This is a genomic window from Novosphingobium sp. BL-A-28-Hi1-0D, from assembly GCF_055521755.1.
This window is the reverse complement of record NZ_CM145502.1, coordinates 3122106-3141558: the sequence shown is the minus strand read 5'-3', so window position 1 is coordinate 3141558 and position 19453 is coordinate 3122106. Positions and strand designations below refer to the sequence as shown.

Sequence of the window (19453 nt, the reverse complement as noted above, 5' to 3'; positions counted from 1 at the left end):
CGATCACTGAAGAAATATCCTAATAATGACAATGCACTTGCACCTGAAGAACGCAAATTGCGCTTGCGCCCTGAAGGATCGCGAAAAACTCGCCGTTTAATCAGCGGCGAGGAACCGCCAAGAAACAAGGGAACGCTCGGAAATGCACAACCATTTGCAAAACCAAGACGTGGCAGATCTCGATCACGATGGCGAAGGCCTTGCCTCCGATCTCCGGCGTTTCGAGCGCTTGCAGGTAGGACGACGCAGGGCGCTCGCACTGTTCGGTTCAGCTGGCGGCAGCGCCTTGCTGTTCGGCTGTGGCGGAAGCGATGGAACCGGAACAACAGCGAGCACCACAGTATCAACTTCAACCGCGACAGCCACAGCTACAGCCACCGCAACTCCGACCCCCACCGCAACAGCGACATCCGGAACCTGCACAGCACCCTCAAGCGAGACTAACGGTCCGTATCCCGCAGATGGGACCAATACCTCCTCTGGCCTTACCTCGAACGCCCTGACAGCATCCGGCGTTGTTCGTAGCGACATCCGCTCGAGCTTTGTCGGTTCTTCCACGGCGACGGCGGCAGGCGTAACGATGACGTTCGCGATCACCGTCGTCGATGTGAACAATGGTTGCGCACCACTCTCAGGCTACGCGATCTACATCTGGCACTGCGACAAGGACGGCAATTATTCGCTCTACAACTTGCCAAACGAAAGCTACTTGCGCGGTGTGCAAGTCACCGACGCAAACGGACAAATCACGTTTACGACCATCGTGCCGGGTTGCTACAACGGCCGATACCCTCATATCCATTTCGAGGTTTTCTCTAGCCTCGCGACGGCGACCAGCGGCAGCTATGCGCGGCTCATTTCCCAGTTTGCCATTCCTGCTGCCGTCTGCGCTTCGGTCTATGCAACATCAGCATACGCCACGAGCCAGACCAATTATAACAATGGCAACAACTCAACCTCGACGGACAATATCTTCAGCGATGCAACGAGTGCACAACTCGCCGTCATGACGCCAACGATGACCGGGTCCGTCTCGGGAGGTTACACCGCAACAACGACGATCGGAATAGCGACCTGAAGGATCAGAACTGCATCTCGCTGACTGGCGTGGCCGCAAGCAGAGCCTCCGCACGCTCACGCATGCGGCCAGAAAACTGGCCATGGGTCACGATGTAGAGGCGGTCGGCCAGGATTGCATCCGCAACCATCTCGCCAACGTCATCTGGGTCCATCCAGTCATTGCCGACGACGCGTTGTGCCAATGCCTGTTCGGATGCGCCGAAACCGCTACCTTCCCGCAAATGCGCGGGGCGGTTGCGGGCGGCCTCATGGATGTTCGAGCGAACGAAGCCGGGGCACAGGACGCTACTGCCGATGCCTTTCGCTGCAAGATCCGCGCGCATGTTCTCGGACAGATTGAGCACCGCGGCTTTGCTGGCGGCATATATGGCGAGATGACCGGGCATCGTGACAGTTGCCGCAAGCGAGGCGGTATTGACGACGTGACCGCCGCGACCATGGGCGATCATCTGCGGCAAGATCGCCTGCAAGCCGTTGACCACACCGCCAAGGTTTACCCCAAGCCCGAAATCCCAATCGGCGTAAGTTGCAGAAAGTACAGGACCCTCGACGCCGACGCCGGCATTGTTGACAAGAATGTCAACGCCGCCGAGTTCAAGGTCCATGCGCCGTGCGGCTTCGGCATATGCATCTCGATCGGTGACATCCAGTTCGATGGCGATCACGCTTTCGCCAAACCCCTCGTCTGCCATGGTCTTGAGCGCGCTGGAGATATGATCGGCGCGCATGTCGGCCATGATCACGAAGGCGTCTCGCCGCGCGAGAGCCTTGACGATGCCGAGACCGATACCCGAGGCGCCACCGGTGACGAAGGCATTGCGCCCTGCGAAGGAATCAATCGCCATGGTCCTGCTCCCGCTGACCGGTGCCTTCACTCGCCCGGATTTATCAGCACCTTGCACTGATGGGTGCGCCTGCGCAGGCTCTCGAATACGTCCGGCGTTGCATCGAGCGAAATCGTGTCGGTTACGAGCAGGCGAGGCTCGACCGCGCCGCGGTCTAGCGCATCAAGGGCGGCTTCGTATTCCTGCCGGGTGAAGAAGGCCGACGTGACAAGTTTTACCTGCTTTGAAAGCATGGCGAAGCTGTTGAAGGTATCGGGGCGCGTACACAGACCGAGCAGGACGATAGTCCCATCATTGCGCACCTGATCGACGCCTTGCGCGATGAGACCAGGCACGCCGACGCATTCGAACACGACATCGGCCTTGCCGCCCAGCGCGCGTTCTGCGCTACCAACGGGATCAGCAGGCTCGACCACGAAATCGTGGGCACCCATCTGGAGAGCGCGGTCACGCTGCCATTCGGCGAGGTCCTGCAAGACCACTCGACCTGCCCCGAGACGGCGCGCCCAGAAGGCGACGGCGAGGCCGATCGGGCCAGCGCCGAGAACGAGCACCCTGTCGCCGATGCGCATGCGGCTGAGCGCAACGCCATGGAGAGCGACGGCCAGAGGCTCGACGATCGCGCCGTCGGCAAGGCTGGCGCTTGAGGGCAAGCGGACGCACTGGTTCGGACGGGTCAGCGCGTATTCCGCATAGCCGCCGCCCTGCAGACCGAACCTTTCGCACCACTGGACTTCGCCGATCCGGCAGGCATGGCACTGGCCGCAGCTCTGGAGGGGGATGACCGAGACGAGGTCACCGGTCCTCAGCCCTTCCACGCCCTTGCCCAACGCCACGACTTCACCCGCAAACTCGTGGCCGAGGATCGAGCCCTCCCCCTGCCCGTAAGCCGGGTCTTCGGTCATGTGCAGGTCCGAGCCGCAGATACCGCAGCGACCGACCTTGACGACGACGTCGCCTTCCCCCGGCGTGGGGTCGGGGATCGTCTCGACGGCCAGCGGCTTGTGCAAGCCCTGCATCACGGCGGCGCGCATGGATTTCGTCCTTAGTTGTACTTGCCGAGCATCATGCCACCATCGATTACGACATGGCTGCCGGTCATGTAGTCCGATGCGTCGGAAGCGAGCAGGAGGGCGAGCGGCTTCAACTGCTCGGTTTCCGCGACGGAACCCAGCGGCACGATGGCATCCCATGCAGCGCGGGCAACGGGGTCCTTCTTGAGCCAGCCACCGCCGATGTTGGTGACGAAAGGCCCCGGCGCGATGGCGTTGATGCGAATCTTGAACTCGGCCAGTTCGAGGCCGAGCGCGCGAACCATGTGCAGGACGCCTGCCTTGGCAGGCATGTAGGGCAGGCCGACGATCGGCTCGGTCACGAGTCCGGCGTTTGAGGCGGTGGTGATGATCGAACCGCCGGTCCGACCGTTGGCGCGACCATCCTTCTTCATGATGCGGACAGCATTGCTGACGGTATAGAACACGCCGTTGAGGTTGACCTGGATCGAGCGGTCCCAGCGGTTGTGATCGTAAGTATCGACCTGACCATCGGGGTTGCGGTGACCGGCGGGGTTCCAGAATCCTGCGCCGGTATCGATCCCGGCATTGGCGAAGCAGATGTCGAGGCCGCCATAAGCTGCATCGTGGGCATCGAAGGCGGCGGCGACGTCATCCCAGTTCGACACGTCGAGGCGGGCCGCTCGTACTTCATAGCCCATCTCACGCAGGCGGGAGGCTTCTCGTTCGGCACCTTCAGCGTCGACATCGGTGAGCGAGACCGCAGCTCCTGCCTCTGCCATCGCTTCGGCATAGGCAAGGCCGATGCCTGAAGCGGCTCCGGTTACCAGTGCGCTGCGTCCCTTGATGTCAAACCTGTCGAGCGTTGCCATGGGTATCCTCTTGTTCTGATTGTTGTTCGCGGTCGATCAGGCGCTGCAGCATGCGCCTTGCGCGGACACCGCCGCCATCGCCGCCGAGGATCAACGGTCGCAGCGACCAGAAGTCCTCGCCCCGCATCAGGCGGTGGCTGTCGCGGATGATCGGCATGTCTTCCTGCTCGAACGCGAATTCGAGCGCGCCACGCATGGCGGCGGTGAATTCGGCATCACCAAGCTTGTAGTCGCGCGCCGTGGCCCAGAAGTAGTGGGTGGTGTCGGGCGTCTCGGGTGTGAAGGCATGTAGCGAGGGCAGCAGCGTGCAAGCCTCGCGCGGGGTGCCGGGATCGCCCGCGCGGAAATCGAAATAGAGTACTGCAGGCGCGTGCCATCGCACGAGGCCGTAGAAATCCTGCTTGCGGCCTTCGGTGCCCATGACCGCAGAGATGCCGACCGAGAGGTAATCGTTCAGTTGGACGTATTCGGCGAACACGTTCTCGCCATCCTGCCAGAACTTGCGGTCGCCTTCTGTAAAAGCTCCGGCGACGAGCGCGGGGTGGACGAAGTTGGCGTGGCTGAGGTCGAGGATATTGTCGCTGTAGAGTTCGTAATCGCCTTCGGCGACGGTGCTGCCGCGCACGGCTTCCCATTTCGGGTCCGAAAGCCACGAAAAGTCTGGGATCAGGGTCGGATCGGCCTGTGCCGGATCACCCATCCAGATCCACAGCAAGGCATGCCGCTCGACCAGCGGATAGACCCTCAACTGGGCATCGGGAAGCTGGCCGCCGGGATGTGGATTGTGGACGCAACGGCCGCCACCATCGAAGCGCAGGCCGTGGTATGGGCACATCAAGGCCCCCTCCACTACCGTGCCATGCCCCAGCGGAGCGAAGCGGTGCGGACAGCGGCCGCTTATTGCGTTGGCAACGCCATCTGCATCGCGAAACAGGGCGACGGGCTCTTCAAGAAACGTGCGTTGCTGCGGCTCTGCGCCGAGCTGGTCCGCCCAGCTTGCGACGTACCACGCGTTGCGCAGGTATTTGCCAACCGGCTCCGCGGGGAGCCTCGGGACCGCTGCCTTCTCCCCGCTCATGTCCGCGCCGTCAGAGATAGAGAGCGGGGTTGATCGCGATGCCGTGTTCGCGGCAATACGTCTCGTAGTGGTTCATGAACCACCACACGTCGAGCGTTTCGACATGATTGCCGTGCTCGTCGAAGAACTCGTTGGCGCCCTGCATGTGGAACAGCGCCTTCATGCCGTTGGGATCGTCGGTGACGAGGGTATGGGCCGTGCCGGGGGTTTCGGTAATGAAATCGCCCGGACGGCAGACCCAGTCGTATTCAAGGTAACGGAACGAGCCTTCGAGGCCGATGGCCCAGACCTTGCCGCGATGCTTGTGCGTGCCGATGACGCCCGGCCCTTTGATCCACAGCACGTTGACATAGACGTTCTCGCGCACGTCGAATGCAAGGTGGCGGATTGCGGCGTTGTCGCCGAAAGGAACCCAGGGGCTCTCGGCTTCCGAAGATCCGACATAGGTGCCTTCGACACCTTTGGCACGGATCAGGTCGCCGTAGAGCTCTGGGACGTTGACGATCTTGTAGGCGCCCGAAGGCGGCGCGGTCATGGTGCCCATGGTGGCCTCAGAGATAGAGCTTGGGATTGATGGCGATGCCGTTCTCGCGGCAGTAGGTCTCGTAGTGGTTGATGAACCACCAGACATCGGTGGTATCCACCAGCACCGCGTTCTCGTCGTAGAATTCGATCGGACCCTGCATCCACCCGAACAGCTTGCAACCCTCGGGATGATCGGTGACGAGCGTGTGGCTCTCTCCCGGCGTTTCGAGGATCAGTCCGCCGGGCGTGGCAACCCAATCGTACTCCAGATAGCGCACGCTGCCTTCGAGACAGACCATCGTGATCGTGCCGCGATGGAAGTGGGTGCCGATGACGCCCGGCCCCTTCACCCACAGGATGTTCGAGAACAGGTTCTGGCGCACGTCGAAAGCCAGATGCTTGATCGCGGCGTTGTCGCCGAAGGGAACCCAGGGGCTGTCGACATCGGTCTGGGCGTCGATGTAGCGGCCGCCGGGGCTGAGGCGCTTGACCAGGTCTCTGTGCGCGAAGGGAACGTCGACGATCTCGGCCTTGTCGGAGGGCGGCGCCGTCATCACGGTGGCGGTGCTCATATGCGGGTTCCTCTCAGCGGATCAGGGTGTCGACGTAGTCCGCGCCGATGCCGACAGCATCGTAATGCTCACGCGCGGCCTTGATGTAGTCGAACACGTCGTAGTGGCCGACGGTGTTGCCCTCTTCATCGAGCCACATCAGCGGGCCGGAGACGACGAAGAAGACCTTCATCGGATCCTCGTGTTCATAGCAGACGAGCGTGTGGCTCTCGCCCGGCGTTTCATAGACGAAATCGCCTGCCGTTGCGGTCCATTCATGCTCGAGATAGGCCCACTTGCCGCTGATAGTGTAGGCCCAGATCGGGTGCGGGTGATAATGGCGGTTCACAAGACCCGCCGCCTTGCTCATCAGGACATCGGCCCACATGTTCTTCGAAGGGCTGATCCAGACAGGCTTGGAAAAGACGGTTTCGGAGATCGGAACCCAATAGCGCTCGTCACCCTCGGCAATCTTGGGCAGATAGACTTCAGGCAGGCTTCCTTCCCGGAAGACCTTCTCGACAGGCTTGATGCCTTTCCAGAATTCTGCATGCGGCGCTTCAGGCATTTTCACTCTCCGTGATGATAAACGCGGGCGAAGCCAAAGGGGCTCTGGCCCCGCCCGCGCAATCTTTCAGCTTATCAGAACTCGACGCCGAGACGCGCGAACCATTCACGCGGACGGCTGTAGGTACCGTAGAACTGACCACCGGCGATCTGGGCCTGGCCGGTGACCAGGTAGCGCTCGTCGGTGATGTTGGTCATGCCCACGGTCAGGTCCCAATGGTTGCCCGACTTGTAGGTGATGTTGCCGTTGACAATGTCGGTCGGGCCACGCTGCAGCAGGAAGGCGCGTTCGGTATCGTTCCAAAGCGACGTGGTGTGGGTCCAGTCGGCAATGACGACCAGCTTTGCGTCTCCGCCCATCGACAGTTCGTAGCGCGGGCTGATGTTGAACTTCCACCGTGGCGTCTTGGGAAGATCGGCACCCGGGAACACGCCAGCCTGGAACGGATTGGCAGCAACCTGGGCTCCTGCCAGAACTGCAGTGTAGTACGAGTCCGTGTAACCCACCGAAGCGTTGATCAGGAAGCCGTCCGTCGGAGCCGCGACGACCTCGACTTCGAAGCCCTTGATGCGCGCATCACCGGCGTTCTGAATGGTCGGCGAGACGCCCTGCTGGAAGTTCAGCTGGATGCCCTTGTAGTCGGTCAGGAACGCGGCTGCGTTGACCTGCAGACGACGGTCGAGGAACATCGACTTCACGCCCACTTCCCAGGTCGTTGCCTTTTCCTCGTTGAAGTCAGGCGCGGTGGGCAGCGGGTTGGACAGCCGCGTCGTCCAGCCACCGGTCTTGTAGCCCTTCGACCAGCTCGCATAAAGCATGGCGTCTTCGGTCGGGTGATACTGAAGACCGATCTTGGGCGAGAAGTCGTTGAACGACTTCCGCTGGGTTCCGGCGACGTAATAGCGCAGCGGCTGTCCCTGGTTGGGGAAACCGGCAGCGATACGGCAAGCGTCGGTGATCGGATTGATCGATGCGCACGGTGGCACGCCGATCTGGTTTAGGATCTTGTAGGTCAGGCCGTTGGCATCCGACTGGAAGCCTTCGAAGCTCTTGTTTTCCTTGGTGTAACGGCCACCGATGGTGATGCCGAACTGTTCGGTCGGACGGTAGTCGATCTGGCCGAAGAAGGCGTAGTTCTTCGTCGAGAGATCGTTGGGACCGTCAACCTGCAGCAGACCTTCAGCAAAGGTCACATAGTCATGAAGGTCGCCCGCTTCCTTGAAGAAGTATGCGCCCAGCACGTAGTTGAGCTTCTTGTCCATGGCCGAACCGTTGAGCTGCAGTTCTTGGCTGAACTGCCACTGGTTCATCGTGAAGCTGGTGTGCAGGAAGTTGAGCGGCGAACCATCGAGGTCCATACCCGCATTCCAGTGCAGTTCGCGATAGGCGGTGATCGACTTGATCATCATCGTGTCCGAAAGATCGAACTCGATCGTGCCGGAACCGCCGTAGGTCTTCAGCTTGGAGTAGTTGTTGCCGTTGGCATAGGACACGTCGATGTCGTTCGACACGAAGCGGTTGTCGTAGGGCAGGCGGTTGTTGTTGGGATTGTTGTCAGCATTGACGCCAAACACGGTCGGGTTGTCGAAGATGCCGTTCAGACCACCGATGCCGCCGAGGTAGGCAAACGAAGGCGGACCACCGCCGCAATCGCCAACTACAACGCCCTGGATTGCGCAGTTGTAGGTACCGGCAAACACGGCCGGCGTCGTGCTGATCAGGGTGTTGGCCAGCTGCGACTGGTCGATGTTGCTGTAGTCACCCGAAACGGTGATGCGCATGTTCGACTTGTTGTCGTAACGAAGCTTGCCGCGCAGGTTCCAGCTGTTGTCGCCACCTTCGCTGCCGTAGCCGATGTTGTGATAGCCAGCCGCCTTGTAATTGGTGATCGGCGTGGAATCGAAGTTGTTCGCTCCCGGGAAGGCAACGCGCTTGACGTAACCGTCACGGTTCTTGGTCGCAAAGCTGACCGATGCGGCAAGACCGTCGGTCAGCGGCAGATCGACCGTTCCACGGGTCTGGACTAGGCCGAAGCGGCCGGTGGTGACATCGCCCTTGAAGCGGAACTCGTCGCCCGGATCGTGCGTGACGATAGAGATCGCGCCACCGATCGTGTTACGACCGAACAGCGTGCCCTGAGGCCCCTTGAGCACTTCGATGCGCTCGACGTCCGGAAGGTCCTGGTTCGCGCCGACCGAACGGGCGAGATAGACGCCGTCGAGGTAGACGCCGACGCCCGGATCGATGTTGAACGCAAAGTCGTTTGCGCCGATGCCGCGAATGTAGGCCGACAGCACCGCCGACGAACCCGAAAACGGCGTGCCGGCGTCAAGCGTGACGTTCGGCGAGATGTTGGAAAGCGATGCGACGCTTCCGACTGCGCGCTCCTGCAGGGCATCTGCACTGAACGCGGAAATGGCGATTGGCACGTCCTGAACGTTTTCCGCACGCTTCTGCGCGGTAACGACGATCTGGGCAATGCCGCCGCCGGTGTCCTCGGCCTGAGCCTGGGCCTGATCTTGAGCAAACGCTGGCGAGGCCAGAACCGTCGCCATTGCTGCTATGGAAACCGATGCAATTCTCATGGTTTTCCTCTCCCTGTTGTTGGTGTGGGCATTCCCGCACCCGGCTGACCGGGTACGGCATCACGCCAGCTTGGTACGCGCTGGCGACATTTCACGCTTGCACTGTGGCGCAAGGCGATCAGGACTGTTGCGCAAGAACCTCATGTGCGCCCCAGCCAGTGATTTCATGGCAATGGGGCCCGCCCGAGCCTCCAGTCGCGCGGTGCAGCACCGAACTGCTGGCGGAAACAGCGGGTGAAGTAAGCGCTGTCGTTGAAGCCCAGTTCGAATGCGACTTCCGTTATGCTTGCGTCAGGGCGAGCAACGAGACGGTCGGCAGCCCGGCGGAGGCGTTGCTCCAGAATATAGGCTGTCGGTGTTGTCCCCATGGCGGCGAAGACGTTCTGCACCGTGCGGACGGAAACATTGCAGGCATCCGCAATCGAGGCGGTCCGAAGTGCCGGATCGCCAAGATTTGCCGCAACCGTAGCAAGGACACGGCGGCGCATCTCGGCATCACCATTCGCTGATGCTGGACGCTGCGATCCGCGCATGGCCATGGCGGCAAGATCATAGAACACCGCATTGACGCCGACTTCCCACTCAGGATCTTCGGCCGCGCTTTCCCCTTGCTGCCACAGCGACAGCAGGAAATCGTGGAACACGCGGCCACCGGGCGTTGCGCCACACATGCGCTGCAGCAATGCGTCATCCACCCCGGGAAAGCGCTCCGCCAGAGGAGCGCGGGGAAACTCGACCACGAGCATTTCGTGACCAGTCAGCTTGATCGAATAGGGCGTATGCGGGCTGGCCAGAACGAAGTCGCCAGGCTCCAACGCGCATTCAGCCTGCTTTTGCGTGTGCTGGCTGGTGCCCCGGCATTGCAGGTGCAAAATCAAGCGCTCTTCGTTCTGCGGCAGTGGCGTGCGGCCGACGCCCGAATGGGTGGAGTCGGTGCGAATCATCGCAAGTTCTCCGACCCGCCACGCAAGCATCTTTCCGGCAAAATCCTCGCCGGGCACATTGACGAACGTGCCGGTGAAGACCCGGTCGGCGATCTCGTTCCAGTAACGGGCACGCTCCTGCGGTGCCACGTCCCTGGTATGAAACCTGAGAAGTTCGCCCATGGTGCTTCCCTCCCTCGTCAGGCCCCGAAGGCCATTGCCGGAGCCGCGCGTCTTGCAACGACGCGCGGTGCGGATTCGATCAAGCCAAGTGTTAACAGCCCGGCCAGAATGGTGCAGCCGAACATCAGCCAAAGTGGTGCGGCCAGACCGTAAACGTCAGCGAGACTGCCAGCGATGAACGGCGAGAGCACGCCGCCGAGGACTTCGCCTGTTCCCATGACGACGCCCGTCAGCGTTGCGGTAAGCCGGGGATCGACGGATTCCGAAGGGATCGTCGCCATGAACATCGGAAACAGGCCATTGAGCCCCCAACCGAAGAAGAAGATCGCGGCCAGAACCCAAGTCGATCCCTCGTAGTACAGTCCGCCAAGCGGCAGGATCACGCCGAGGAACGAGAAGAAGATCATGACCGGACGCCGCCCGATGGCGTCGGAAATGGCGGGAACGACGAAGCTGCCGAGACCGGCCGAGATGCCGAGAGTCGCCATGAGCCACCCCATCGTTTCAGGAGTAAACCCGCGCGCCTTGGTCAGATAGAGCGGCATGAACGCCCAGCAGACGACGAGGTAGGAGACCAAGAGGATCGAGATCAGCGCGCAAAGGATCACATTGCGGTGGGCAAACGCTTTACGGAGGGTCACGCGGGGTGAGGCGTCGTCATGAGCCTCCACGGGCGGTTCGCGCAGGGTGAACCAGATCAGTGCTGCAGTGACGAGGCCGGGCACGGCCGCCAGATAGAAGCCCGTTCGCCAACCCGCTGCCACGGCGACCGGCACCAGCAGGATCGGCGCCAGACCGGACCCAAGAAGGTTCGACCCGAGGTTCTGTGCGACACCCATCGCAAGGCCGCGCCGTTCGGGGGCCACTTCGGAAACGATCATCGAATGGCTGACCGGCATCACGCCACCCTCGGCAGCGCCCATCAGCAGTCGTGCGCCCAGCAACATGAGGAATGACGATGCCGCACCCGAAATGAACGAACACAGGCAAAACGCGATGGTTGCGACCACGACGACCGGCTTGCGTGAGCCGAGCTTGTCTGAGATGCGCCCGACGAGCAGCCCGGACAGCGCCCAGGTAAGCGACAGCGCCGAGCTGAACATGCCGACCTGCGTGTTGCTCAATTGAAGGTCAGGCTGGACGAACGGCATGAGAAAATTGAGCGCGTTGCGGTCAAAGAACAGGATGCCGAAGTTCAGGCTCAGCAGCGCCGTCACCCACACCTGGTATCCGCCGCTTCTGGTTGTGCCTGTAGTCATCCCGTGTGTCCCCTCGCTCTTGTTCTGTTTGCCTGGCTTCAGATGAAAGGCCGGATCGGATCAGCGCCATCCCAATTCTGCGATGCGCGCCACATTGCCGTGAAGTGTGCATCCATCCCGCGCGTTGCCGGAATCAGCTCCAGAAAGCCGGGCGCCGCGGCATCGCCACCTTCGAGGTAGGCCACGCTTCCTCCGGTCGGGACTGCGGCCTTGAATGCAAGGTCGTATCCGCGCGCTGTGTAGGCAACGAGGTCAGCCTCGACGTCGGCACAAGCGATGCCGAAGTGGTGGAAGCCGTATCCGCGCTGCTCGACGGTCTCGCGGTAGACCGAAGGGTTGTCGTCAAGCGGCTGGATCAGTTCAATCTGCATGTGCCCGGCAAAGCCCATGGCGATGGTGACGTCGGCGGTCGATGGCGCGCCCCGGTAGAACTGGTCCGAGCTGAGGAAGTTATCGAGCAGAAAGAACGGCCCCGCCCCGCAATCGCGCTGGAAGTGCGCGATGGAGGCGCGGATGTCCTCGACCACGAAGGCCGTCTGCATCACGCCACCAAACGGCTGGCCGAAGCCGAGCAACTGCGTCATCGATTTCCTCTCCTGCGCCCCGCCTCTTGCGGGCAGCGGCGCGTGTGACGGCTCAAAGCGTTATTGCGACTTTCCCGAACAATCCTGCCGAGGACTGATAGGCGTAGGCATCCAGCGCGTTCTCCATGGCGAACGCGCGGTCGACGACAGGCTTTATTCCGTGCGCATCTATGAAGGCGTTGAGCCGCTGCGCCATGCCCTTCGAGCCCACGAAGATTCCGCGGATCGAGGCACCCTTGAACATCAGCCCGTGCGGGTTCGTATCCCCCTCACGCGTCAGCACGCCGATCAGCGCGATCTCTCCGGCAAAGCCGACCGCGGCAATGGATTGCTTGAGCGTACCTGCCCCGCCGACTTCCACGACCTTGTCGACGCCGCCACCGGCAAGGCGTGCAGCTTCTGCACCCCACTCCGGCGTGGTGCGATAGTTGATGACGTAATCCGCTCCCATCGTCTTGACGCGCTCAAGTTTCTCGTCAGACGAGGACGTGGCGATCACCGTGGCGCCAGCGGCCTTGGCAATCTGCAGGGCGAGCAACGAGACGCCGCCCGTTCCAAGCACCAGCACCGTATCCCCAGCCTTGACCGGGCGGGGACCTTCCATCAGCGCGTTCCATGCGGTCACGCCAGCGCATGGCAGGCAAGCGGCTTCGACGTAATCCAGCGTTTCGGCAAGCCGAACGACCCCGTGTGCCGGAAGGACCAAGTATTCCTGCAACATTCCCGGAGCAGGAGGAGCGCCCAACGCCACGCCCATACCGGGGTTGGGTGGGCCATCCATCCAGTCCTGAAAGAAGATACCGGCAACGCAATCGCCAACGGCAAGCGAGGTTACACCCGTACCAACGGCTGCAATTTCACCTGCGCCGTCCGAAAGAGGCACGGTGTCGTTCTGCACGACACCACCCATGTAAAACCCGAGCGGAATGATCTGGTCGCGGAAGTTAAGCGAGCAGGCTCGTACGCGTACGAGCACTTCGCCCGGTCCGGGTTGTGGCGTCTCGGTCTCGACCAGCTTGAGATCACTGAGCGAGGTCGAGCCTGCGGAAATGATCCACTGGCGCATCGGCATTTTCTCCCTGTGGGTTGATCATCACCGATTCAGCGTCAACAATTAATCAGTTGGGCAAACAGATTTCATTTGGTGAAACTTAATTGGGGTTCGCTTCAAGTGCCCCACCGATTGCCCGCGCCGTGGCCTTGAGTGCATCAAGATGGCGTTGGACCACGGCCTCGTCCGCTCCCCGCCGGCCGGGCCAGGTCACGTTGATCGTCGCGATGGGAGCGCCCCCGACAAGGATCGGCACGGCCATGGAGCGTCTCCCATCCCGCAGGATCAACTGTTTCGACCTGTCCGGCCAAGGCAGCAGGGGGTCACGTGTTGCATACCCCCGCTGCCGGACTTGCTGCAGCATAAGCCGCAGTTCGGCCTCGCTTCCTTCTGGAGGGTTGGCGGGCCGCAGTCGATCGATGATCGAATCCCGCTCTGCGTCGCCGCACGCGGCCAGATAGGCGCGGCCCGTCGCGGTATGAATATAGGACAGCTTGACGCCCACCGGCCCGAGGATCGCCGAATCAAGCCGGAAGAGCGGGCTGTTCGTTTCCAGAATCTCCATGTGATCGAGTCGTGGCGCAGCAAGTACCGATGGCCATGCGACCTTGGTCGACAGAGCCTTCATATGGGGCGACGCAACTTCGGCAATGTGCGCTGGCGAGGTCACGGAGGCGCGCTCGATGCGGTCGACGTGCGGCAGGTAGGCGCCGTCCGCCAAGCGCTGCCAGACCAGGCCTTTCTGCCCCAATGTCACCAGCATGCGCAGCAAGGTTGCCTTGGGCAACCCTGTGGCCTGATGCAGCTCATGGAGACTAGCCGCCTTCCTCGTCTGCACCTCGATCAGTACGTCGAGCCCGCGCTCCAACGCACGCACGGTCTTCACCTTGCGTTCCAGCATCCATCCTGCTCCGGCAAATTCTACGTTTCACCTTATGCAACGCAAAATCACGAAACCCCCGTGCAAAGTCAACCGCGCTGACGCAGCAATAGGCGACGGAGAGGAAAACCACACGATGACCAAGCCAAGCGTCATGTTCATCTGCACTCAGGACACGAAGGAAGAGGAAGCCCGGTTTACCCGCGCCGCACTTGAGGCGGCGGGCGTCGACGTGGTGCACCTCGACCCGAGCGTGCGCCGCACTGTTGGCAGCGCCGAGATTTCACCCGAGATGGTCGCACAAGGTGCAGGCATGACCATCGAGCAGGTCCGTGCGCTCGGTCACGAAGGCAAGTGCCAGGATGCGATGATCCGTGGCGCAATCGCCGCCGCGCACGAATGGGATGCGAAGAACCCGGTTTCAGGCATACTTGCGGTCGGCGGCTCGATGGGCTCGGCGCTGGCCGGTGCCCTGATGCAGAGCTTTCCCTATGGCCTGCCCAAACTGATCGTCTCGACCATGGCTTCTGGCTTCACCAAGCCGTACATGGGCGTCAAGGACATCGCGATGATGAACGCGGTGACGGACATTTCCGGCATCAACACCATCAGCCGCGACGTTTTCCGCAACGCCGCCAACGCGGTAGCCGGAATGGCGAAGGGCTATGAGCGCGACAAGGGTCCTGACAAGCCGCTGGTCCTGATCACCACCCTCGGCACCACCGAAATGAGCGTGAAGCGCATTCGTCAGGCACTGGAAAGTGATGGCTGCGAAGTCATGGTATTCCATTCCTCGGGCGCGGGTGGTCCCACCCTGGACGGTCTTGCCACCGACAAGGACGTGTCCCTCGTACTGGACCTTTCGCAGACCGAAATCCTCGACCACATCTTCGGTGGGCTTGCCGATTCCGGGCCTGACCGTGGAAAGGCAGCGCTTCGCAAGGGCATCCCGACGATCATCGCCCCGGGCAATGCCGACTTCATCATCGGCGGCCCGATCGACATCTCGCAGGTGCAGTTCCCCGGCCGCCGCTATCACGAGCACAACCCGCAGCTGACCGCCGTGCGCACCGGTGTCGAGGACCTGAAGAAGCTCGCCGACCACCTCGCCGCCAACGTGCGCGAAGCCAAGGGCCCGGTCCGTGTGTTCACGCCGCTCGGTGGTTTCTCCAGCCATGACAGCAGCGCAGGCCATTTGCAGGACCTTTCGGTTCCCGGTCCCTTCGCAGAGTATCTCGCACAGGTCATGCCCGAGAACGTGCCGGTCACAGCCATCGATTCCCACTTCAACGACGAGGCCTTTTCGAGCGCGGTGATTGCCGCCGCGCGTGAGATGCTGGCTGCAAAGAACTGATCTGCAAATGACCGACGATCTTCCCCTCACCCACGAAGACATTGCCGAGATCGCCGCGATCCTCGAGAATTCGGGCTATCGCGAACTCGACCTCGCCACCCGCCGGTTCCGATTGCGCGTGGCGAAAGGTGATGGCGCGCAAGGCGGCACGACGCAGGAGTGGCAGTGGTCGGGGACGGCTGCGGACGTTGCGCCAGCTGCCGTAGCGGCCATCGCAGATCCGGACGCGATCTGCTCCCCCTTGCCCGGCACGTTCTATCACGCACCCCAACCCGGTGCGCCTCCCTTCATCCAGCCCGGTGACGAGGTGGGGCCGGAGACCGTGATCGGTATCGTCGAGACGATGAAGCTGATGAACCCGGTCCACGCGGGTCGCAGCGGAACCGTGGGCGTGGTGCTGGTTCCCGATGGCACGCTCATCGCCAAGGGCGAAGCGCTGGTGCGGCTGACCTGACATGATCCGCAAACTGTTCATCGCCAACCGCGGGGAGATCGCCCTGCGCGTGATCCGCACTGCGCGAAGCATGGGAATCGAGACCGTGCTCGGCGCTTCGGAAGCCGATGCGACCTCGCTGCCGGCGAAGCTGGCCGACCATGTCGAGATTGTCGGCCCCGGTCCTTCCTCACAAGGCTACCTCGCCATTGACCGTGTGGTTGCTGCGGCGGCGCGGACAGGTTGCGATGCGGTTCATCCGGGATACGGCTTCCTTTCAGAGAACGCTGAGTTTGCGCGCGCCGTACTCGCAGCAGGAATGCGTTTCGTGGGGCCCGAGATCGCCACGCTCGAAGGCATGGGTGACAAGCTTGCTGCGCGCGCTCTCGCGGTCGAGGCTGGCCTTCCGGTCCTGCCGGGAGGTGAAGCGGCAACAAGGGCAGACGTTCACGCTCGTGCAGCGCAGACCGGCTATCCACTCCTCCTCAAGGCCGTCGCTGGCGGCGGTGGCAAGGGTATGCGCCGGGTCGACCGACAAGAGGACCTCGACACCGCACTCGACATGGCACAGGCCGAAGCACAGGCCGCATTCGGCAATGCCGCCGTCTATGTCGAACGGTTCGTTGCCATGGGCCGTCACGTGGAGGTCCAGCTGCTCGGTGATGGCACCAGCGCGATCCATCTCGGCACGCGAGATTGTTCGATTCAGCGCCGCTTCCAGAAACTTGTCGAAGAAGCCCCTGCCCCTGCGATGCCTCTGGAAGCGCGCGAAGCGATTGAACAAGCTGCGGTTCGCCTTGCCCGGCACCTCAACTATCGCGGGGCAGGCACGGCAGAGTTCCTCGTCGACGCGACCGACTTCTCGTTCTACTTCCTAGAACTCAACGCCCGCATTCAGGTCGAGCACCCGGTCACTGAGGCCATCACCGGTGTCGATCTGGTCGAACAGCAACTGCTTGTTGCGATGGGCAAGCCGCTTACCCTGACGCAAGCCATGGTGCGTCCAACCGGCCATGCCATCGAAGTGCGCATCAACGCGGAAGACCCGGATGCCGATTTCCGTCCTTCCCCCGGTCGCGCCGCGCGTGCTGCCTGGCCAGCAGGCGACGGCGTGCGGATCGACACCCACATCGGCGTCGGTGGCGAGGTGCCACCCTTCTACGATTCCCTGATCGGCAAGCTCATCGTCCATGGTGACACGCGCGAGCAGGCTGTCGAGCGCCTCGGCAAGGCGCTGCAAGCGCTGCACATCGAAGGCATGCCGACCACGGCCTCACTCCATCGCCGCATCGTTGCCGATCCGCGCTTTATCGCAGGTGGCGTCGACACCGGCTTCCTCACGGGACTTGCCCAATGACCGAGATCCGTCTCGTCGACGTCACCATGCGCGACGGCAACCAGAGCCTGTGGGGTGCAACCGGCCTCAACACCGCGCACATGCTGCAGGCGGCCGCTTTGACCGAGGCTTGCGGCTTCCGCGCCATAGATTTCACCTCATCGAGCCACATGGCGGTGGCTGTGCGCTATTTCCGGAACAACCCGTGGGAGCGCCTGCGACGGATGGCGGCGGCGATGCCGACGACGCCCTTGCAGTTCATCACCACTGGCCTGCGTTTCATTGCGTGGCAGCAAGCCGATCCCCAGTTCATGCGCCTCGTCTATCGCGCCTTGCAGGTGAACGGCGTTGGCCGCTTCGTCCTGCTCGATCCGATGCACGAAGTACCGGCCGTGATCGAGGCTGCAAAGCTGGTGAAGGAGGAGGGCAACGCCGAAGTCATGGCCGCGCTCACCTTCACGCTTTCGGAAATCCATACCGACCAGTTCTACGCCGATTTTGCCAAGGCCGTCGGGCAAAGCCCGAACATCGATCTGTTCTACATCAAGGACCCGGCCGGCCTGCTCTCGGTCGACCGCGCCCGGACGCTCGTGCCTGCGGTAAAGGCGGTGATCGGCAATCGGCCGCTGGAAATCCACGCGCACACCACTGTCGGCCTTGGCATGATGGCCAGCCTCGAGGCGGCAAAGCTCGGCATTTCGGCGATCCACGTTGGCGTCGGCCCAGGCGGCGATGGCTCATCCCTGCCCGAAGCCAACCGCATGGTCGCCAATCTCGAGGAAGCCGGGTTCGATGTCGGGATCGACAAGGCCGCACTCAAGCGGCTGACAACCTACTGGCAGCGTGTCGCTCTGGCCGAAGGCTTGCCTCCCGGCCGCCCGCAGAACTTCGACGCCAGCTTCCTGCGCCACCAGATCGCAGGCGGCGTGATGACCACCATCGCCCGCCAGCTTGAAGAACTCGGCCTGTCGGACCGGATGGACGCGGTGATCGAGGAAACCGGGCAGGTCCGCGCAGACCTCGGTTATCCGATCATGGTCACGCCATTCCCGCAGATGGTCATGACCCAGGCCCTGTTCAACGTGATCGGCGACCGCCGCTATGCTCAGGTCTCCGATCAGGTGATCCGCTATTGCATGGGCAAGTTCGGCAAGCCCACCTCGCCGGTCGATCCGAATGTGCTGGCAACGATCATGGATCGTCCGCGCTCGCGCGAACTGGAAAACGAGCCGACTTTCCCGGCGCTGGGCGATCTGCGTCGCCAGTTCGGTACCAACCTGCCCGACGAGGAGTTCCTCCTCCGCGCCGTCATGCCCGCCGAGCAGGTCGATGCCATGCTCGCGGCAGGCCGTTCCCGCGCGACATACTCGCCCGAAGCCGCACCGATCCTTTCGCTTTTGCGCAAGCTCGCCGCCGATCCCAAGGCGCGCGACATCGTGATCGAGCGCGAAGGCTTCCGCCTTGCCCTCCATGCCGGAGCATCGCTTTGACTTTCAGTTCAGATTTTCAAGCCCGTCTGCGCGACGCTGCGGGCTATATCTTCGACATGGACGGCACGATCGCCCTGGGCGATTCAAAGAGCGGCGGTCATCGCGCCCTGCCCCATGCGATTGCCGTGCTCGAAGCGCTCAAGGCGAGCGGCAAGCCCTTCGTGGTCTTCACCAACGGCACTGCCAAGCCGCCTGCAGCTTATGCCAATTCGTTGCGCAATGCGGGCTTTCCGGTCGAGAATGGGCAGATGCTGACACCATCGTCCTCTGCGGCAGTGTGGCTGGGCAAGGTGGGCCTTGGCAAAGTCCGCGTGCTGGGCAATCCGGGCTGCGCCGCGCCGCTGATCGATGCCGGGCTCGATGTCGTCGGCCCGTCGGAAGAGGCCGAGGGCGTTCAGGCCGTCTACACCGGCTGGTTCCGCGAGTTCGATTTCAACGCGCTGGAAGCCGCCTGCCACTCGCTGTGGAACGGCGCGCGACTCGTTACGGCGAGCAATGTGCCGTTCTTCGCCACGGAAAACGGCCGCGCCATCGGTGCCAGCTTCCCGATCAATGCGATGCTCACCGCGATGACGCGCAAGCGCCCGCGCATTCTTGGAAAGCCTTCGAAGGTCGCCTTCAATACGGCCATGAAGATCATGGGCCTGCCACAGTCGGCAGCAAAGGACGTCGTTGTCGTGGGCGACGATCCGGCGCTGGAAATGCGCATGGCCAATGCGGTTGGTGCACATTCCATAGGGCTTGCCACCGGCATCATGGGCAAGGACGCGAACCTGCCCGAGAAGGATCGCCCGTCCGTTCTGCTCAAGGACCTGCAGCCCCTGCTCGACGTGCTTTGAGGCT

The 19453-nt window shown here is 62.3% G+C and carries 19 protein-coding genes; 6 read left to right on the top strand and 13 right to left on the bottom strand.

Features of this window, described 5'->3' with window-relative positions; translation table 11 throughout:
- The first annotated feature begins 142 nt into the window (after positions 1–142).
- Positions 143–1078 carry an intradiol ring-cleavage dioxygenase gene (locus ACZ1JW_RS15225; protein WP_465141193.1) on the top strand — a complete coding sequence of 312 codons (936 nt, stop codon included), beginning with the start codon at positions 143–145 and terminating at the stop codon, positions 1076–1078.
- Between the two features lie 4 nt (positions 1079–1082).
- On the opposite strand, the gene ACZ1JW_RS15220 is transcribed toward ACZ1JW_RS15225, so the two are convergent.
- The 13 genes from ACZ1JW_RS15220 to ACZ1JW_RS15160 all read right to left on the bottom strand — a co-directional run bounded on the left by ACZ1JW_RS15220 (position 1083) and on the right by ACZ1JW_RS15160 (position 14018).
- Positions 1083–1925 (bottom strand): SDR family NAD(P)-dependent oxidoreductase, encoded by an 843-nt coding sequence (locus ACZ1JW_RS15220; RefSeq protein WP_465141192.1) that lies wholly within the window; start codon positions 1923–1925, stop codon positions 1083–1085.
- Between the two features lie 26 nt (positions 1926–1951).
- Positions 1952–2959 (bottom strand): zinc-binding dehydrogenase, encoded by a 1008-nt coding sequence (locus tag ACZ1JW_RS15215; RefSeq protein ID WP_465141191.1) that lies wholly within the window; start codon positions 2957–2959, stop codon positions 1952–1954.
- 11 nt (positions 2960–2970) lie between these two features.
- On the bottom strand, positions 2971–3810 hold the full coding sequence (locus ACZ1JW_RS15210) for an SDR family NAD(P)-dependent oxidoreductase (RefSeq protein WP_465125956.1): 840 nt from the start codon (positions 3808–3810) through the stop codon (positions 2971–2973).
- Positions 3788–4888: a Rieske 2Fe-2S domain-containing protein gene (locus tag ACZ1JW_RS15205; RefSeq protein WP_465141190.1), complete on the bottom strand. Its 1101-nt coding sequence runs from the start codon at positions 4886–4888 to the stop codon at positions 3788–3790. The genes ACZ1JW_RS15210 and ACZ1JW_RS15205 overlap by 23 nt, the downstream gene beginning before the upstream one ends.
- A gap of 10 nt (positions 4889–4898) precedes the next feature.
- Positions 4899–5432 carry a 2,4'-dihydroxyacetophenone dioxygenase family protein gene (locus ACZ1JW_RS15200; RefSeq protein ID WP_465125958.1) on the bottom strand — a complete coding sequence of 178 codons (534 nt, stop codon included), beginning with the start codon at positions 5430–5432 and terminating at the stop codon, positions 4899–4901.
- 7 nt (positions 5433–5439) lie between these two features.
- Entirely contained in the window at positions 5440–5985 is a 546-nt protein-coding gene (locus ACZ1JW_RS15195) for a 2,4'-dihydroxyacetophenone dioxygenase family protein (protein WP_465141189.1), read from the bottom strand.
- 13 nt (positions 5986–5998) lie between these two features.
- Positions 5999–6532, bottom strand: a complete 534-nt coding sequence (locus ACZ1JW_RS15190) for a 2,4'-dihydroxyacetophenone dioxygenase family protein (RefSeq protein WP_465141188.1) — start codon at positions 6530–6532, stop codon at positions 5999–6001.
- Positions 6533–6606: 74 nt separating this feature from the next.
- Positions 6607–9117 (bottom strand): TonB-dependent receptor, encoded by a 2511-nt coding sequence (locus ACZ1JW_RS15185; protein ID WP_465125961.1) that lies wholly within the window; start codon positions 9115–9117, stop codon positions 6607–6609.
- A gap of 164 nt (positions 9118–9281) precedes the next feature.
- Positions 9282–10223: a helix-turn-helix domain-containing protein gene (locus ACZ1JW_RS15180; protein ID WP_465125962.1), complete on the bottom strand. Its 942-nt coding sequence runs from the start codon at positions 10221–10223 to the stop codon at positions 9282–9284.
- Positions 10224–10240: 17 nt separating this feature from the next.
- Positions 10241–11482 carry an MFS transporter gene (locus ACZ1JW_RS15175; RefSeq protein ID WP_465141187.1) on the bottom strand — a complete coding sequence of 414 codons (1242 nt, stop codon included), beginning with the start codon at positions 11480–11482 and terminating at the stop codon, positions 10241–10243.
- A gap of 38 nt (positions 11483–11520) precedes the next feature.
- Entirely contained in the window at positions 11521–12066 is a 546-nt protein-coding gene (locus tag ACZ1JW_RS15170) for a VOC family protein (RefSeq protein WP_465141186.1), read from the bottom strand.
- 52 nt (positions 12067–12118) lie between these two features.
- Positions 12119–13138, bottom strand: coding sequence for a zinc-dependent alcohol dehydrogenase family protein (locus ACZ1JW_RS15165; protein WP_465141185.1), 1020 nt, complete (start codon positions 13136–13138; stop codon positions 12119–12121).
- A gap of 79 nt (positions 13139–13217) precedes the next feature.
- Positions 13218–14018: an IclR family transcriptional regulator domain-containing protein gene (locus ACZ1JW_RS15160; protein WP_465141184.1), complete on the bottom strand. Its 801-nt coding sequence runs from the start codon at positions 14016–14018 to the stop codon at positions 13218–13220.
- Between the two features lie 115 nt (positions 14019–14133).
- On the opposite strand from ACZ1JW_RS15160, the gene ACZ1JW_RS15155 reads away from it, so the two are divergent.
- The 5 genes from ACZ1JW_RS15155 to ACZ1JW_RS15135 are packed head-to-tail and all read left to right on the top strand — an operon-like array spanning position 14134 to position 19449.
- A complete protein-coding gene (locus ACZ1JW_RS15155; protein WP_465141183.1) occupies positions 14134–15351 on the top strand; it encodes a Tm-1-like ATP-binding domain-containing protein in 1218 nt (405 codons plus the stop codon).
- Positions 15352–15358: 7 nt separating this feature from the next.
- Complete coding sequence (locus ACZ1JW_RS15150) at positions 15359–15805, top strand: acetyl-CoA carboxylase biotin carboxyl carrier protein (RefSeq protein WP_465141182.1); 447 nt, start codon at positions 15359–15361, stop codon at positions 15803–15805.
- Position 15806: 1 nt separating this feature from the next.
- Positions 15807–17141 carry an acetyl-CoA carboxylase biotin carboxylase subunit gene (locus ACZ1JW_RS15145; protein ID WP_465141181.1) on the top strand — a complete coding sequence of 445 codons (1335 nt, stop codon included), beginning with the start codon at positions 15807–15809 and terminating at the stop codon, positions 17139–17141.
- Positions 17138–18610, top strand: a complete 1473-nt coding sequence (locus tag ACZ1JW_RS15140) for a biotin carboxyl carrier protein (protein ID WP_465141180.1) — start codon at positions 17138–17140, stop codon at positions 18608–18610. The genes ACZ1JW_RS15145 and ACZ1JW_RS15140 overlap by 4 nt, the downstream gene beginning before the upstream one ends.
- A complete protein-coding gene (locus tag ACZ1JW_RS15135) occupies positions 18607–19449 on the top strand; it encodes an HAD-IIA family hydrolase (protein ID WP_465141179.1) in 843 nt (280 codons plus the stop codon). The genes ACZ1JW_RS15140 and ACZ1JW_RS15135 overlap by 4 nt, the downstream gene beginning before the upstream one ends.
- Positions 19450–19453: the final 4 nt, after the last annotated feature.